Annotated in this window: 14 protein-coding genes and 1 pseudogene; 2 read left to right on the plus strand and 13 right to left on the minus strand. The window is 49.5% G+C overall.

The annotated features are described in order from the left end of the window. Positions 1-4: 4 nt before the first annotated feature. Positions 5-370 (plus strand): SA1362 family protein, encoded by a 366-nt coding sequence (locus OF158_RS09855; protein ID WP_014098047.1) that lies wholly within the window; start codon positions 5-7, stop codon positions 368-370. 17 nt (positions 371-387) lie between these two features. Here OF158_RS09855 and OF158_RS09860 read toward each other — a convergent pair whose 3' ends face one another. From OF158_RS09860 to OF158_RS09905, 10 genes and pseudogenes are all read right to left on the minus strand, one after another. Beyond that, positions 388-1272, minus strand: coding sequence for a patatin-like phospholipase family protein (locus tag OF158_RS09860; RefSeq protein ID WP_017550518.1), 885 nt, complete (start codon positions 1270-1272; stop codon positions 388-390). Between the two features lie 158 nt (positions 1273-1430). After that, a complete protein-coding gene (locus OF158_RS09865) occupies positions 1431-2381 on the minus strand; it encodes an NAD(P)H-dependent flavin oxidoreductase (RefSeq protein WP_017550520.1) in 951 nt (316 codons plus the stop codon). A gap of 28 nt (positions 2382-2409) precedes the next feature. Next, positions 2410-3303, minus strand: a complete 894-nt coding sequence (gene paaX, locus OF158_RS09870) for a phenylacetic acid degradation operon negative regulatory protein PaaX (protein WP_017550521.1) — start codon at positions 3301-3303, stop codon at positions 2410-2412. A 42-nt stretch (positions 3304-3345) separates the two neighbouring features. Continuing rightward, positions 3346-4545 carry an acetyl-CoA C-acyltransferase gene (locus OF158_RS09875; RefSeq protein ID WP_017550522.1) on the minus strand — a complete coding sequence of 400 codons (1200 nt, stop codon included), beginning with the start codon at positions 4543-4545 and terminating at the stop codon, positions 3346-3348. A 2-nt stretch (positions 4546-4547) separates the two neighbouring features. Beyond that, entirely contained in the window at positions 4548-5411 is an 864-nt protein-coding gene (locus OF158_RS09880) for a 3-hydroxyacyl-CoA dehydrogenase (RefSeq protein ID WP_026104521.1), read from the minus strand. A gap of 161 nt (positions 5412-5572) precedes the next feature. Beyond that, on the minus strand, positions 5573-7090 hold the full coding sequence (locus tag OF158_RS09885; RefSeq protein ID WP_035184602.1) for an aldehyde dehydrogenase family protein: 1518 nt from the start codon (positions 7088-7090) through the stop codon (positions 5573-5575). A 19-nt stretch (positions 7091-7109) separates the two neighbouring features. Continuing rightward, positions 7110-7418 (minus strand): enoyl-CoA hydratase-related protein, encoded by a 309-nt coding sequence (locus OF158_RS09890; protein WP_071646882.1) that lies wholly within the window; start codon positions 7416-7418, stop codon positions 7110-7112. Continuing rightward, positions 7393-7851, minus strand: a pseudogene (locus OF158_RS09895) (NAD(P)/FAD-dependent oxidoreductase); the annotation flags it as partial. The gene OF158_RS09890 and the pseudogene OF158_RS09895, both read right to left, overlap by 26 nt. A gap of 216 nt (positions 7852-8067) precedes the next feature. Continuing rightward, a complete protein-coding gene (locus OF158_RS09900) occupies positions 8068-10626 on the minus strand; it encodes a vitamin B12-dependent ribonucleotide reductase (RefSeq protein WP_017550528.1) in 2559 nt (852 codons plus the stop codon). Between the two features lie 346 nt (positions 10627-10972). Further along, entirely contained in the window at positions 10973-11809 is an 837-nt protein-coding gene (locus tag OF158_RS09905; protein ID WP_017550530.1) for a lipoate--protein ligase family protein, read from the minus strand. Between the two features lie 246 nt (positions 11810-12055). On the opposite strand from OF158_RS09905, the gene OF158_RS09910 reads away from it, so the two are divergent. Then, positions 12056-12442, plus strand: a complete 387-nt coding sequence (locus tag OF158_RS09910; protein WP_014098035.1) for a rhodanese-like domain-containing protein — start codon at positions 12056-12058, stop codon at positions 12440-12442. 34 nt (positions 12443-12476) lie between these two features. Here the strand turns inward: OF158_RS09910 and gcvPB are convergent, their stop codons facing one another. From gcvPB to gcvT, 3 genes are read right to left on the minus strand one after another with little or no spacing between them, the layout of a single operon-like run. Beyond that, a complete protein-coding gene (gcvPB, locus tag OF158_RS09915; protein ID WP_035184596.1) occupies positions 12477-13937 on the minus strand; it encodes an aminomethyl-transferring glycine dehydrogenase subunit GcvPB in 1461 nt (486 codons plus the stop codon). Next, positions 13927-15279 carry an aminomethyl-transferring glycine dehydrogenase subunit GcvPA gene (gene gcvPA / locus OF158_RS09920; protein ID WP_035184594.1) on the minus strand — a complete coding sequence of 451 codons (1353 nt, stop codon included), beginning with the start codon at positions 15277-15279 and terminating at the stop codon, positions 13927-13929. Before gcvPA ends, gcvPB begins: the two co-directional genes overlap by 11 nt. Further along, entirely contained in the window at positions 15276-16397 is a 1122-nt protein-coding gene (gene gcvT, locus OF158_RS09925; protein ID WP_035184591.1) for a glycine cleavage system aminomethyltransferase GcvT, read from the minus strand. The genes gcvPA and gcvT overlap by 4 nt, the downstream gene beginning before the upstream one ends. Between the last annotated feature and the right edge of the window lie 68 nt (positions 16398-16465).

The raw sequence follows: 16465 nt of genomic DNA on the forward strand, positions 1-16465 counted from the left end.
TTTGTTGAAGACGCGTCAATGGATCATCGCCGGCATTTTTCTTTTGGCCCTGCTTGGCCTGGGTTCCTCTTTGTTTCATGAGCCGGTTGTATTCTTAAAAAGGGTTTTGATAGCCTTCATTTTTGCGGCAGTGCTTTTGGCTGGCATGCGTTTCTTACTCAAGAGAAGCACAAATGTTTCCAACCAGGAACAAAAAGCATTTTTAAAAGCCGCCCGCAAATCCAGAAAAAGAATGAAAAAACGGAATATGAAGGTCCATACTGTCCACACGGTTAAATTTTCAAAACGGCCGCTGCGCAAAAAATCCAATGTCCAGTTAACCGTGATTGAAGGCAAAAAGGGCAAAAAGAAAAATCGAGCTGTCTACTAAGCTCGATTCTTTTTTAATTAATAGGACCACGTTTTCAGAAACGTTTCTGTTTTTTTCCGGCCCGCCTCGATTAAGGCTGCTTTTTGTTCGGCGGAAAGCTGAAAATCTGTGGCAGGTACGCCATCTGCAGCGATAAAAATAATGTCCTTTTCCAGTTTTCTTGAAATATAGCGGGCATCATGGGCGTCTTTCATCGTCTTGAACAAGGCATCGAACAGCTGGATCGCATTTTTTATCTCCGCATTTGGCTCTTCTGATTGTTTTGGGCTAAGCGTGATGCCGAGCACCGGCCGCGCCTTTTTTTCTTCCGGTTTGACAAACAGCCACATCGGAAAATTGCTTAAAACGCCACCGTCTGCAATAAGGCTCGTGCCTTCCAGCGAGCGCAGCCGTACCGGTTCGAAAAAATACGGGATGCTCGCGCTCATCCGGATGGCCTTTGCCACCGGAAAGGTTTGCCATGGCACCCCGTAACGCTCTAGGTCATCTGGCAATACAACAAGCCGGTTATGGGTAAGATCGGATGCCGTGAAATAAAGGGAGCCTTTTGGAACATCTTTGAACGTGTACACGCCTTTAGATGCGAGTTTTTCCCCGATCCATTCCTCAAACGCGGCGCCTCTGTACAGCCCGAGCCGCCAATACAGCAGCAGCCATTTCGCAAACGGCACCGGCAGCAGCGTTTTCCGCTCGTCAAGGAACGCGGCCGTGTCTGTTTCCGCAAGCATTTGCTTCATTTCGCCGCTTGTATACCCTGCAGCCAACAGCCCTGCAAAAACGGAACCGACGCTTGTGCCGGCCAGCCGTTTAAACGTAAATCCCCTTTTTTCCAATACTTCCAATGCCCCGATGAGCGCAAGGCCTTTTATGCCTCCACCGGAAAAAACCGCATCAATTTCCATGGAAACCCACCCTTGGATTCGCATCGGGCGTTTCGGTTTGTTGGTCAGAAAAGATACGGAATGTTGGCAGGATGCCCTGCTTAAGCGAAAGATGAAAAATGCTTTTTTATTATTTTAGCGCACAAGGAGAGGAATTAGAACAAAGCGTTCATACGGGACTATAACCGTGCCATGCTCCTGGTTAGCACAGCCTGCGCTTCCTTTACCATTTCTTCTAATAATTGGGCAACAGACGGGCAGTCCTCAATAAGGCCGGCAATTTGGCCCCCGTTTATAAAACCGTGCTCCATATCGCCTTGAAGCGCTCCCCTTTCATGATGGACTTCGCTTGTCAGCGCTTTAAAGCGGCCCGGATCCGCGCCGCTTTCTTCCAGTTCGCGGAGATAGACCGCGTACGCATTTTTGAACACTCTGCGCACCATTTGGTATCGTCTGCCGATGATCATCGTCGCTTCATCTGTTGCTTCCATTACAGCCTTCTTATATACAGGGTGAAACTGCGCTTCTTTTGTTGCGATGAATCTCGTCCCCATTTGCACGCCGTATGCCCCGAGCGAAAGCGCCGCCGCCAAACCTTTGCCGTCCGCAATCCCTCCCGCTGCGACAACCGGAATGTTGACCGCTTTTACAATCTGCGGAACGAGCACCATTGTCGTGCTTTCATTGGCAGCATTGATTCCTGCTGCTTCGTATCCTTCGCATACAAGGATATCAGCCCCCGCTGCTTCCGCTTTTTTCGCCTGGCGGACAGTGGAGGAGACACAAATCACTTTTATGCCGTTTTGATGCAGAACCGGGATATATTTCGAAGGGTTGCCGGCAGATAGGGAAACAACCGGAATCTTTTTTTCAATGGCTAACCGGATGACTTCGTCCGCGTTTGGATGAACCGAAATGGCAATATTGACGCAGCAGGGGGAAGCGGCCAGGCTGCGCATTTTATCCATTCTTTTTTCGATTTCCGCTACGGGCAGCGTCCCGGCGCCAATCGTTCCCAGCCCGCCGGCGTTGGAAACACTTGCAGCAAGGGCAGGATCACTGATATTTCCCATCCCGCCTTGAAAAACCGGAAATTTGATGCCCAACATTTCAGTTACCGGATTTGCCACTTGATCGCTCCTTTCTGCGCCCGAATGATCATGCTTTTTCAGTTATAAGCGGATGGTCAAACACATCATAATGTTTGCTTTTCTGAAAAGTGTCGTATCCTTCAGAAAAAATGTCTTCGAAAAAATCATTTGCCGGTTTGGCAAGGATTCGGTAATAGTCCCGGAAAAGCGCGGCTGCTTCCTCCCCCTTCCATTTTTCCGGCAGCAGTTCTTCCGGCAAACCGGGATCCACAAACAATAGTTTCCGGTAATTATGGACAAGCATCGTCCGTTCGACAAAGCAGTCCTGATTCGTCATTTCCCCTCTTTTCATCTTTTCTTTGACGCTTTCATATTTTTCCCGGTAATGGGCCATAAAATCTTCATACCGGTCGTTCATATAATCAATATCCCATAATTCCTGTACAAGTTCTTTATCGGATTTGCCCCATACATTTTCGGCAGTGAAGATTTTGACATATTCATTGATCCCGTACTTGTCGATGATTCCTTTCATTTCATCCAGCAAATCATTCGGCGTAAGCCAGACACTGTTTAACAGGAGGCCGAAGCCGCTCCACATCAGTTCTTTTCTCAGTTCATCCCTGATGTTCCGCTTTTTTTCGGGTATCGTATACAGAAAAAACCGCCATTTGCCGTCCCATTTGCCCGGGTTCAGTTTAAAAATCCGCCCGGCAGCCTCATTCATCCGTTTTACACCGCGTTCAGTCAAAGAATAGTAACTGTTGTTTCCTTCTTTGCGGCTTTCCACCCAGCCTTGTTTGCTCATGCGGGAAATGGCAGCACGGACAGATTGTTCATGGTGGCCGAACGCTTCCAGCAATTTGATTAAACTGCCAATCCAAATTTCGCTTCCGTAATGGCGGATGTAATCGCCATAAAGCGTAAAAATCATCGAACGCGTATTTAACGTTTTTTCCATTTATAAACTCCTTGTCTCTGCCAAAGATCTCTTTCCCCCATTTTAAATTTTTTCGATAACGGTTGCAATCCCCTGGCCCACCCCGATGCACATCGTAGCGAGCCCCCGTTTTGCCTTTCGCTTTTGCATCTCGTGGACGAGCGTTGTTAAAATTCTCGCGCCGCTTGCTCCCAATGGATGTCCGAAAGCAATCGCCCCTCCGTTTACATTGACAATCTCACTGTCCAGTTCCAGCTGCCGGATGCATGCAATAGACTGGGAAGCAAAGGCTTCGTTTAACTCGACAAGATCAATATCCGAAATAGTAAATCCGGCGCGCTTTAATGCTTTTCTCGTTGCGTACACCGGGCCGAGCCCCATGATCCTTGGTTCCAATCCTGCCGTTGCGCTGGCGACAAACCGGGCCATCGGTTTGACCCCCAATTGGACAGCTTTTTCAGCGCTCATCAATAGCACGGCAGACGCCCCGTCATTGATGCCCGATGAATTTCCGGCCGTCACCGTGCCTCCTGTAAAAAGCGGTTTCAGCCTTGCTAGTTTTTCCGGCGTAGTATCGGGGCGGGGATGTTCATCCTGGGTGACAGACACGGATTCCCCCTTTTGATTCGTATACACGACAGGCACGATTTCATCTTGAAAGCGGTTTGCTTCCATGGCCGCTTTCGCCCTCATTTGGCTCGTAAAAGCAAAGGCATCCTGCGCTTTCCGGCTGATATGAAATTGCTTTGCGACATTTTCCGCCGTTTCCGGCATGCTGTCTGTCCCGTACATTTTCTTTAATTTTTCATTGACAAATCTCCATCCGATCGTTGTATCAAACATTTCCAAATTGCCCCTCGGGTAGCCGTTTTCCGGCTTTGCCATGACAAACGGCGCCCTTGTCATGCTCTCCGTTCCGCCGGCAATATAAATATCCCCGTCACCAACCATGATCGCTTTGGCTGCGATATTGACAGCATCGAGGCCCGATCCGCATAAGCGGTTAACGGTTGTGCCGGCGGTTTCGACCGGAAGCCCGGCGAGCAATGCAGCCATTCTTGCGACATTCCGGTTTTCTTCGCCCGCGCCGTTCGCATTTCCGAGAATGACCTCTTCGATTTCGTTCCAGGGAACTTCGGGATGGCGGCCGAGCAACGCCTTGATGGCGGTTGCCGCCAGATCGTCCGGCCTTACTGATTTTAACGCTCCTTTATATCGCCCAATCGGTGTTCTGACCGCATCAACGATGACGACGTCTCTCATCTTCATTCTCCTTCAACCGTTGTGTAATCATATACGCCCTTGCCTGTTTTCCGCCCAAGCCTGCCCGCTTTCACATACTTTTCCAGTAAAGGCGCCGGCCGGTACTTTTCGCCAAGCTTTTCATGCAAGTAGCGCAAATTGTTTAGCCTTGCATCCAAACCGACCAAATCCGCCAATTCAAACGGCCCCATCGGAAAATTCAAGCCGAGCTTGACGGCTTTATCGATTTCTTCCGCTGTCCCTACCCCTTCCTGCAGCATGTAGAACGCTTCATTTCCAACTAAACAGCTGATTCTGCTTGTAACAAAGCCGGGAAATTCATTCACGATCACCGTTTCTTTCCCCATTTTTTCAGCTGTTTTTTCAGCCCGTTGAACCGTTTCATCGCTTGTTTCAAGCCCCCTGATGATCTCGACAAGCGGCATTTTATGCACCGGATTGAAAAAATGCATGGCAATAACAGATGCGGGACGGGTAGTAAAAGAACCGATTTCAGTCGGGCTCATCGTTGATGTATTGGTCGCAAGGATGCAACCGGCAGGCGCAAACCTGTCCATTTTTTCAAACACTTCTTTTTTTATTTCCGTTTTTTCCGGCACTGCCTCGATGATCACATCTGCACAACCGGCTGCAGCCGGCAAATCAACGGTATATTCGATATTTGCCTTTATCCTTTCAGCATCTGCCCCGTTGATTTTCCCCCTCGAAAGCCCTTTTTCCATGACGGATTCAATCCTGTTTTCCGCTTGATGCAAGATGTCAGGCCGGACATCTACCAGTCTGACTTTGAAACCGCCGAGTGCGCCCGCATAAGCAATGCCGCACCCCATTACCCCTGAACCAATGACAACCAATGTTTCCGCCATCATACCACTTCCTCTTTACATTTTCTATCTTTTTAGACGATTTTTAAAAGAAGCGAACCCATCCCGAAAGAATGCGTTCGCTTCTTATTTGTCCATCTTGCCCTGCCGGATACCCGTTTCACTGCCAGTGCAGCAATGAGTGCCTTTATTCGACCGGAAGCTTATAACTGAAACGGGTTTAAAGGTTTTGCCCCTGCATAAGTGAGTACACTCTTGGTTTCACTGTATAAATCGAGGCATTCGAAGCTTAATTCGCGCCCGAAGCCGGATTGTTTATATCCGCCGAACGGTGTCCCCGGGAATGCGGAGAACGGGCTGTTGACCATGACAATGCCTGCCTGGATGCCGTCTGTGACCCGCTTAATTAGGCCCTGGTCCTTTGCCCAAATGCTTGAAGCCAGGCCGTACTTCGTCGCATTTGCAAGTTTTACGGCTTCCTTCTCCTCTTTAAAAGGCATCACCACCACGACCGGCCCAAAAATTTCTTCCTGGGCAATTTTGCTGTCATTGGTGACGTTTGTGATAATGGTCGGTTCATACCAGTAACCATTTTCAAACCCTTCCACTTTAGCCGGTTTTCCGCCTGTCACGATGGTTGCGCCGGCCTGCTTTGCTTCTTCGACATAGCGGTGGATGGTTTCCAGCTGCTCTTTGCTGATGATCGCCCCGATATGCGAGGCAGGTGAAAACGGATCACCGAGCACCAGTTTTTTCGTTTTGGCCACAAATTTTTCCATAAACGCATCGTAAATGTCTTCCTGCAGGAAAATACGGGATCTCGCTTCGCACGATTGCCCGGTATTATAGAAGATGCCGTACAGGGCACCATTGACGGCGGCATCGAGATCCGCATCCTGAAATACGAGATTCGGAGATTTTCCGCCAAGTTCCAGCGTGACTCTTTTCAATGTTTCCGAGGCGTTTGCCATGATCTCTTTTCCGGTGGAAGTTTCTCCGGTAAAGGCGATTTTATCGACCCCTTCATGCTTCGCCAAATAAGACCCGATTTTCGCCCCCGGCCCGGTAATCACGTTCACAACGCCTGCCGGAACACCGGCCTCATGGCAGATTTCAGCTAGTAAAATGGCTGTAATCGGCGTAAGGCTTGCCGGCTTTACCACAACAGAACATCCTGCTGCGATCGCCGGGGCAATTTTCCATGCAGCCATCATGAGCGGGTAATTCCATGGAATGATCTGGGCAGCGACCCCAACCGGTTCTTTTTGGGTATAGTTAAAGAACTGGCCGGGAACATGGTTCACAGCGCCGCGATGCCCGACAATTGCCCCCGCGAAAAACTCGAAATCTTCAATGGCCTGCATCACTTGCCCCTTAGCCGTTTCAATCGTCTTTCCGGTATTTAATATTTCCATTTCAACAAGCGCATCAAAACGGCTGCGCATAATGGAGGCAATTTTGTTCAGGACGCGCGCCCGTTTTCCAACCGGATAGCGCCTCCATTTTCCGTGTTCAAAAGCATGGCGCGCCGCCTCAACGGCCCGGTCGACATCCGCGTAATCCGCTTTCGGCACCGTGGCGATTGCTTCGCCGGTTGCAGGATTATAGACGTGAAACGTTTCGCCGCCGGCAGCATCCACCGGTTCTCCGTTGATGACCATTTTATACGCGCTCCGTTTCATTTCAGCAGGAAATACTGCTACTTCTTTTGTTATCGGCATGCATGTTCATCCTTTCTGTTTAATTGCCTTTGTATTCCGGTTTTCTTTTTTCAAAAAATGCCCGGACCCCTTCCTTGTGGTCGGCTGTTTGCCCTGCAATCTGCTGGGCGTATGCTTCATTTTCGAGCATTTCATCCAATGTGCTTTCAAAGCTTTTTTGCATATACCGCTTCACGAGGCCGATTGCTTTTGTCGGCATCGCGGCAAGCCTTTCAGCAAAATGCTGCGTTTCCTGTTCCAAGTGGCAGGCTGGAACCACTTTCGTTAATAGCCCGGACGCCATCGCTTCTGGTGCACTGATTTTCTCCCTTAAATTTGCGCATATCATTCACAAAATAATGGAGGTTTTTGTTTTCGTATTGCAATGCCTGTTCGTGTTCAATCCGGCGCGGCTGGCATGCCCCGATACCGGCTGTGATCAAGACCGTTTTTGAAAAATGGAGGCCTGATCCTGTTTCGATGCGAAAGGTGCCGCGGCCGGTTTTCTTCACATCCTGCACCGTTTCGTTCAGCACAATCGTTGGATGAAATTGCATGGCTTGTTCGATTAACCGGTCGGCCAATGATTGCGCTTTCACTTTTGGCATGCCGGCTACATCATAAATGTATTTTTCGGGGTAAAGCGCGGCAAGCTGCCCGCCAAGTTGCGGCATGCTTTCAATGATTTTAACTCTCATTTGCCGCAAGCCGCCGTAAAAAGCCGCAAATAAACCAACAGGCCCGCCGCCGATAATCGTCACATCATAAACGGTTTCGTCCATCAACCGCCCTCCTTTTTATCATTTTAATTTATATAACGTTTTTAACACGTTATATATTGTTTTTGATATATAAATAGTAGCATCGGACATTTTTGCTGTCAATATTCGAATTAAAATTTTTTAACCATTTTTCTGATGATTCTTTTAACCGGTGTTTTATAAGCGAAAAAAAAAACGGAGCATCACTTTGCTCCGTTTTTTTCTCCATTATTCCGTTTACAAGCCGCATTTTAATTGTGCGCCGCAGTTATCGCATGTATTGCAGCCGCCGATCTCTTTAACTTTCCCTTTCCGACAGATCGGGCAGGTATCGCCGATTTCGTTGCCGTATGTGACGTTTGTTGACCGGATATCCGGGATGGTATCAACCAGGACGACATGCTGTTTCGCGTGTTTCACTTCCGCTTTTTCCTGTTTTTCTTCCTGTGGTTCTTCTGCTTTCAATGTCAGGACTTGCGAATCCCGGCTCCCGTCCACATAAACGGTTCCGCCTTTCGCGCCGCCCTTATACAGGCGTTCGTACACTTTTTCCACCTGTTCAACCGTGTAGCCGCGCGGGGCGTTGACCGTTTTCGAAATCGAGCTGTCCACCCAGCGCTGGATAACGCATTGGACATCGGCATGGGCTTCCGGTGCAAGATCCATCGCGGTTACAAACCAGTTTGGCAGATGGTCTTTGTCCGTTTCCGGGTGCTTATCCAGATACTCCTGGACGATATCCGCATTGACCTCGATAAATTTGCCGAGGCGCCCGCTGCGGAAATAGGAAAAGGAAAAATACGGTTCCAGCCCAGTGGAAACGCCAACCATGGTGCCGGTCGATCCGGTTGGTGCAACGGTTAGCAAATGGGAGTTCCGGATGCCGTGTTTTAAAATCGCCTTGCGGATGTCTTCCGGCATGTTTTTCATATAGCCGGTTTCCGTGAATGCATGGCGCAGGCGGTTTGTCTCTTCTTCGCTTTCACCCGTTAAAAACGGGAAACTCCCCTTTTCTTTTGCGATCTCAATGGATGCGCGGTATGCTTCGGTCGCGATCGTTTCAAACACTTTGTCGACAAGTTTATTGCCTTCTTCGGATCCGTATTCTTTTTCCATATAAATGAGAAGGTCGGCTAAGCCCATAACGCCAAGGCCGACACGCCGTTCCCCGAGCGCCTGTTTTTTGTTTTCTTTCAGGAAGTACGGGGTCGCGTCAATGACATTGTCCTGCATGCGGACGCCGGTATGGACAGTTTGTTTCAATTGGTCCCAGCGCACTTCTTTCGTTTCTTTGTCGACCATTTTTGCAAGATTGACCGCTGCCAGGTTGCAGACGGAATAGGGCGCAAGGGGTTGCTCTCCGCAAGGGTTTGTTGCGACGACTTTCTGGCCGTATGCTTTTGCGTTTGTCATGTCGTTGGCGTTGTCGATAAAGAAGACGCCTGGTTCCGCCGAGTAAGTCGCGCAGATGTTAATCAAATTCCAAAGTTCTTTTGCTTTGATTTTGCGATAGACGCGCACTTTGCGGCCAAGTTTTTCCCATTCGCGCACATCGCCGATCTTATGCCATTCTTCATTGTATATGCGCATTTCTTCTTCGCTGTAATTTTCCACATCCGGAAATTTCAGCTCGAATTCTGCGTCTTGCTCAACTGCTTCCATAAATTCTTTTGTGAGGCAGACGGAAATATTGGCGCCGGTTAAAAATTCCGGATTATGAACGGTGTAATGGCCGCCTGTTTCCAGTTTTTCTTCCGCCTCTTTCATGACTTCTTCCGTAAAGCCGCCTTGGCCCGGAATATGTTTGTAGTTCACAATCCCATGGTACATTTGCCTTTCCATTTCAGAGAGCGGCGTGAATTTCAATTTGTCGTGGGCAAGCTTGCGGATCCATTCATCGTTCGTATTTTCGATCAGGAAACGCAAAATCCGCGGATTCTGCATTTTCGAAATGATAAATTCGACAATGTCCGGGTGCCAGACAGCCAGCATGATCATTTGCGCTCCCCTGCGACTGCCGCCCTGTTCGACCAGGTGCGTAAGTTTGGCGATGTCATCGAGCCATGAGACAGAGCCGCTTGATTTGCCGTTGACCCCTCTAGCCAGCGTATTGCGCGGGCGCAGCGTCGAACCGTTTGTCCCAACTCCGCCGCCGCGGCTCATAATTTCCATCACCTGTTTACGGTGTTCGGAAATGCCTTCCCTTGAATCCGGTACAAACGGCATCACATAACAATTAAAATAAGTCACTTCCGTTTCCGAGCCGGCGCCGTAGAGGACGCGGCCTGCCGGGATAAAGTTTAAGTTTACCAGTTCATTGTAAAACTTCTCAAACCATTCTTTCCGTTTCTCTTCTGTTTTTTCCACTGCCGCTAAGCCGGTTGCATTCCGTTTTGCGATTTGTTCGTAGTAGACTTCAAGAGGCTTTTCAATGATATCAAGCGACCTTTTGATGACCCCCGTTTCTCTTTCATCCGGGTGTTCCAGCGCCTGGCGGTAATCTTCTTCAATTAAGACTTCCGCTTCATTTTTTTCCCAGTCGATCCCTTTAATGACGCCGAGCCCCCTGGCCGGAAATTTCGGGTCTTCTTTAATCGTGAGGACAACAAAATCGCCCTTGCCCAATGTGACTTTTTCCGTGTCTTTAAACGCGTATCTGTCAATCATGACAAGCCTTGAAACGCCTTTGTACGTAATGTTCATATCCGGTGTAATCGGATGGACCTGCGGAAATAAGCGGATATCTTCGTTCAGCTTCTCCACATTCCATAATTTTTCTGTCGAAGCAACAGACATAACGACAACTCCTTCTCTATTTCTCCATGCAAATTCTCTGGTGGTTCTGCCTCCTTTAAAATAGCACACCGCAGGGAAAAATTGCAAGCAAAAATACTAGATATTGTATTGACATTTTGTTTTTATATACCATATATTGTGTTTAGGTCAAACCTCTTTCTTTTTGTCAAATGAAAAAAAGAATAAACCATGCCGAAAATCTGAGAAATCCCTCGAAAAAGCAGGCAAACCCGGGCATAACGAAAAAATTTGCCGCTTGCATCAAAAAAGCAGCCATAAAAAGCGCGGCACTAAAGGAAAAAGCGAAAAATCATACCTCTGGCCGCTAAAAAAAACAAATGTTCATTTATCTCTTAAAATTCCATTCATCCGACCGGTACCTTCTGTCTGCCAGTTCTTCGACATACGCCTGTTGCGCCGGCGTCAGCGTGTACGGTTCCAGCCGGATGCCGAGCCCTTCTTCAAACCCCTTATGGAAAGCCTCTTTTGCCTCCTCGTATGTGACGGGAACGTTGCGCAGCTCATTGATTGCAACCGCCTTTTTCTTAAAACTCCGCTGCATCCTTTCTCTCACTCTGTCATTCGGATATTTAAACAGGCTGAACAGCTTGTCCTCATCCATATCGAGCAAAATCGAGCCGTGCTGCAAAATGACGCCTTTCTGCCGCGTCTGTGCGCTGCCGGCGACTTTTCGCCCTTCCACGACCAGTTCGTACCAGCTCGGCGTATCAAAACAAACCGAAGAATGCGGAGACCTTAGTGCCTCCCGTTCTGCTTCCGTTCGCGGCACTGCAAAATACGCCTCCAGGCCGAGCGCACGAAATCCCCTGACAAGCCCCTCTGAAATGACGCGGTAGGCTTCCGTGACCGTTTTCGGCATATCCGGATGCGCTTCCGACACGATCACGCTGTAGGTCAGCTCGTGCTCGTGCAAAACAGCCCTTCCCCCTGTCGGTCGCCGGACAAAACCGAGCCCGTATCGTTTTACCGCTTCGAGATCGATTTCCTGTTTTGCCCGCTGGAAATACCCGATTGAAAGGGTGGCCGGATCCCAGCCGTAAAAGCGGATGGCTGGCGGAATCTCCCCTTTGCTGTGCCAGTCAAGCAGGGCCTCATCCAGCGCCATGTTAAAAAACGGCGGACAGTGGCCTGAATCTACAAACAACCAGGTTTCTTTTCCCATATGTACCCCTCTTCTTTAAAATATCACTTTACCAGTTTACCAAAAAACGACGCAAAACGGCAAAGCCCCGCTCAAGTTTGTGCCGGTTTTTCCGCTGGTGCTTAAAACAGAACGGTTACGGGCTTTTCAAACGGAAAAAGCTGAAAAAATAGCGGTGACATGTTTCTTAAAAAAAGATTTTGATTCAGAAGCGCAACACGAATATAATAGTAGATAGCGCATCAGGTAAGAAAGGGGGCACGAAAGATGTCACAATCGTGGTACACACTCATCATTGTTATTGTTGCGGTAGTAGCATATACTCTCGCCAGATACTACCGGCAGAAAAAAATCCTGAAAAGCTTGACGGAAGAAGAATTCAAGGCGGGTTATCGCAAAGCGCAGCTCATTGATGTGCGCGAACCGAATGAATTTGCAAACGGACATATTTTAGGCGCACGCAATATTCCGCTGTCTCAGCTGAAAATGAGATTAAAAGAGATCCGGACCGATAAACCGGTTTATTTATATTGCCAGAACGGGACGCGCACCGGGCGCGCCGCTGAAATGCTTTATAAAAACGGCTGCCGCGACCTTTACCAGTTGAAAGGCGGCTTTAAAAACTGGACAGGCAAAATCAAATCAGGGAAATAAAAAATGCCGCGGCAATGCTGCGGCATTTTTTATTTTACTTTTTCACATAACGCAAAACCGGTTTTCGTGCCGCCCGCGTTTCATCCAGGCGTTTGACAATGGTTGTATGCGGGGCTTCCTGGACGATTTCCGGATTTTCCTCCGCTTCTTTTGCGATTTGGATCATCGCGTCAATAAAGGCATCCAGCGTTTCCTTCGACTCTGTTTCCGTCGGCTCAATCATCATGCACTCTTCCACATTGAGTGGGAAATACACAGTTGGCGGATGGAAGCCGAAATCAAGCAGCCGCTTGGCAATATCAAACGTCCGCACCCCGAGTTTTTTCTGGCGCCTGCCGCTTAACACAAATTCATGCTTACAATGGCGATCATACGGCAGGTCGTAATACGGCGCCAGTTTCCGCATCATATAATTGGCATTGATCACCGCATTCTCGGTCACTTCCCGCAAGCCGTCCGGCCCCATTGAACGGATATACGTATAGGCTCGGACATTGATGCCGAAATTGCCGTAAAACGGCTTCACCCTGCCGATCGATTTCGGCCGGTCTTCATCCAGCACATAACGGTCGCCTTTTTTCACAACAACCGGCACCGGCAAAAACGGGATCAGCTCTTTTTTGACGCCGACCGGACCCGAACCCGGGCCACCGCCGCCGTGCGGGCCTGTGAACGTTTTATGAAGATTCAGGTGGACAACATCGAATCCCATATCGCCCGGGCGCGCCTTCGCAAGCACGGCATTCAAGTTGGCACCGTCATAATACAGTTTGCCGCCCGCGTCATGGATGATCTCCGCAATTTCAAGGATATGCGCTTCAAACAGCCCGAGCGTATTCGGATTGGTAAGCATGAGCGCCGCGGTATCTTCCCCGGCAATTTTTCTTAAGTCGTCGAGATCGACAAGCCCTTCTTCATTCGACTTCACAGTGACCGTTTCGAAGCCGGCAACGGACGCGGAAGCCGGGTTGGTGCCGTGGGCGGAATCGGGAATGATCACTTTTGTCCGCTTTGTATCCCCGTTTGCTTCGTGGAAAGCACGGATCAGCATCAGCCCGGTCCATTCCCCGTGGGCGCCGGCAGCAGGCTGCAAGGTCACTTCATCCATACCGGTAATCTCTTTTAAATGTTCCTGCAAGTCATACATCAGCCCGAGCGCCCCCTGGACGGTGCTTTCATCCTGAAGCGGGTGGATATGGGCAAATCCCGGAAAGCGCGCAACCGTTTCATTGATTTTCGGATTGTACTTCATCGTGCAGGATCCGAGCGGGTAAAAGCCGGAATCGACGCCGTGGTTGTTTTCTGACAGCTTCGTGTAGTGCCGCATTAAATCCAGTTCCGACACTTCCGGCAGTTCCGCATCCTGTTTGCGGACGTATTCAGGCGGAAAAATGTCAAAAGCGTCCACTTCCGGCACATCTATTTCCGGCAAGCTGTACGCAATCCGCCCCTGTTTGGACCGTTCAAAAATGAGCGGCATTCCTTCATTCGCCATCACACACGACCCCCATTTCTTCAGCCAATTGGTCAATCTCTTCTTTTGACCGCAATTCCGTCACGGCAATGAGCATGCAACCGGCAAATTCCGGGTAATCCTTGCCCACATCATAGCCGCCGATGATTTTTTTCTGCAATAAATGTTCATTTACTTCTTGAACACTTTTTGGCAATTTCACGGGAAACTCATTGAAAAAAGGAGACGAAAACGGGATTTCAAACCCTTTTTCCGCCAATTTCTTTTTTGCGTACTGTGCTTTTGCCATATTGGCCAGTGCCATTTCTTTTACGCCTTTTTTGCCGAGGGCGCTCATCGCCACCGATGCGGCAAGGGCATTGAGCGCCTGGTTAGAGCAAATATTGGACGTCGCTTTATTGCGGCGGATATGCTGTTCGCGCGCCTGGAGCGTAAGCACATACCCCCTTTTCCCGTTCTCGTCGACCGTTTCGCCGACGAGCCGCCCCGGCATTTTCCGCATTAGTTTTGACGTTGTAGCAAAGTAGCCGCAATGCGGGCCGCCGAATGCAGTTGGAATGCCGAAAACCTGGCAATCGCCGGTTGTAATATCGGCGCCGAAATCCCCCGGCGGCGCAAGCACCCCAAGGGCAAGCAGATTGGCGGATACAACAAACAAAGCTTTTTCGGCATGGGCCAGTTCGCCGATTTCTTTTAACCGTTCAAGCGAACCGAAAAAGTTCGGGTACTGGACGATGACAGCAGCTGTCCCGCCGTCTATTTGTTTTTTAGCTGCTTCCAGATCGGTGCAGCCGTCTGCGAGCGGTATTTCTTCCACGGTGATGCCCTTTCCCTTGGCATAAGTATGTAAAACGGCCCGGTACTCCGGATGGACAGCTTTTGAAACCAATACTTTCTTTCTCTTCGTCTGCCCGGCCGCAAGCATGGCCGCTTCAGCCATGGACGTGCCGCCGTCATACATCGAGGAGTTGGCCACATCCATGCCGGTCAGCTCGCATATCATCGTCTGGAATTCAAAGATAGCCTGCAGTTCCCCTTGCGAGATTTCCGGCTGGTAAGGTGTATAGGCCGTATAAAATTCGGATCTTGAGATCACATGGTCCACGACCGTTGGAATATAGTGGTCGTAAACCCCCGCCCCCAAAAAAGAGGCATATTCTTTTAAATTGGCATTTTTCCCCGCAAGTTCTGACAGTTCTTTTAACAGCGCCGTTTCCGATTTTGCTTTTTTGATCCGGTAATCCCCTTTAAACCGCACTTTTTCGGGAATGTCGGAAAACAGTTCCCCGACGCTTCGGACTCCGATCGCATCCAGCATCTCACGTTTATCTTCTTCCGTCATTGGCAGGTAGCGATGCATCACTTTTCCCCTCCTCCGTTTTTTGGCTTTTTATAGAACGGTGTTTGGACAACGACGGCTTTAATCTTTTTGGAACGGACGTCCACTTCTACTTCGGTGCCGGGTGCGTCCCACGGTACACGCAAAAGGGCAAGGCCGATATTTTTCTTTAAAGTCGGCGACTGTGTCCCGGTTGTCACCGTGCCAATCCGCTCATCCCCTGCATAAACGCTGTATCCGTGGCGCGGAATGCCGCGACCGATCATTTCAATCCCAGCAAGGCGCCGTTTCAGGCCTTCTGCTTTCTGTGCAAGGAGCGCCTGCTTCCCGATAAAATCCGCTTCCTTCTTAAGCTTTACAGCAAAACCGATGCCGGCTTCAAGCGGGGAAATGTCTTCCGCCAGCTCCTGGCCGTAAAGACAGAGCCCGGCTTCAAAGCGGAGCGTATCCCTTGCTCCGAGCCCGCACGGCAAAACGCCTTTTTCCCGGCCTTTCGCCAATATCTCATCCCACAGCTTCAGCGCATCTTCACTGCGGCAGTAAATTTCAAAGCCGTCTTCGCCCGTGTAACCGGTTCTTGAAAGCAATACTTTACAACCGGCAACCTTTGCGTTTTCAATAAATGAAAACGTTGGAATGGAGAAAACATCCGCTTCTGGCGCAAGTTTCTGCATCACTTCCGTAGCAAGCGGCCCCTGGAGCGCGAGCTGGGCAACCGATGCGCTGATGTCCGTTATGGAAACATCCTCCGTCCGGTGTGAAACAAGCCATTTGTAATCTTTTTCCGTATTGGCGGCATTCACCACGAGCCCATACCGGTTTTCGCCCAATTGGTAAACCAGCAAATCATCGACTGTGCCGCCGGCTTCATTGCACATGGCAGTATATTGGGCAGCACCCGGCTTCAATTTGGACACATCATTCGTCATCATTTTTTGAAGGAAGCCAAGGCTTTGAGGCCCCTCCACCAGGATTTCGCCCATATGCGAAACATCAAACAGGCCTGCCCGCGTACGGACGGCTTCGTGTTCGGCTTTAATGCCCGAAAATTGCACCGGCAGTTCCCAGCCGCCGAAATCGGTCGTTTTTGCGCCGTATTTCCGGTATACATCATATAATGGCGTCCGTTTTAATTCCGGCATTCGTACCCCTCCATTTTGTTTTTTATCCGGACGTGGATCCGGGGGCAAAAAAACAGGGAATATTCCGC

Source organism: Weizmannia sp. WK01, assembly GCF_025905465.1.
GTDB classification, from domain to species: Bacteria; Bacillota; Bacilli; order Bacillales; family Bacillaceae_C; genus Weizmannia; species Weizmannia faecalis.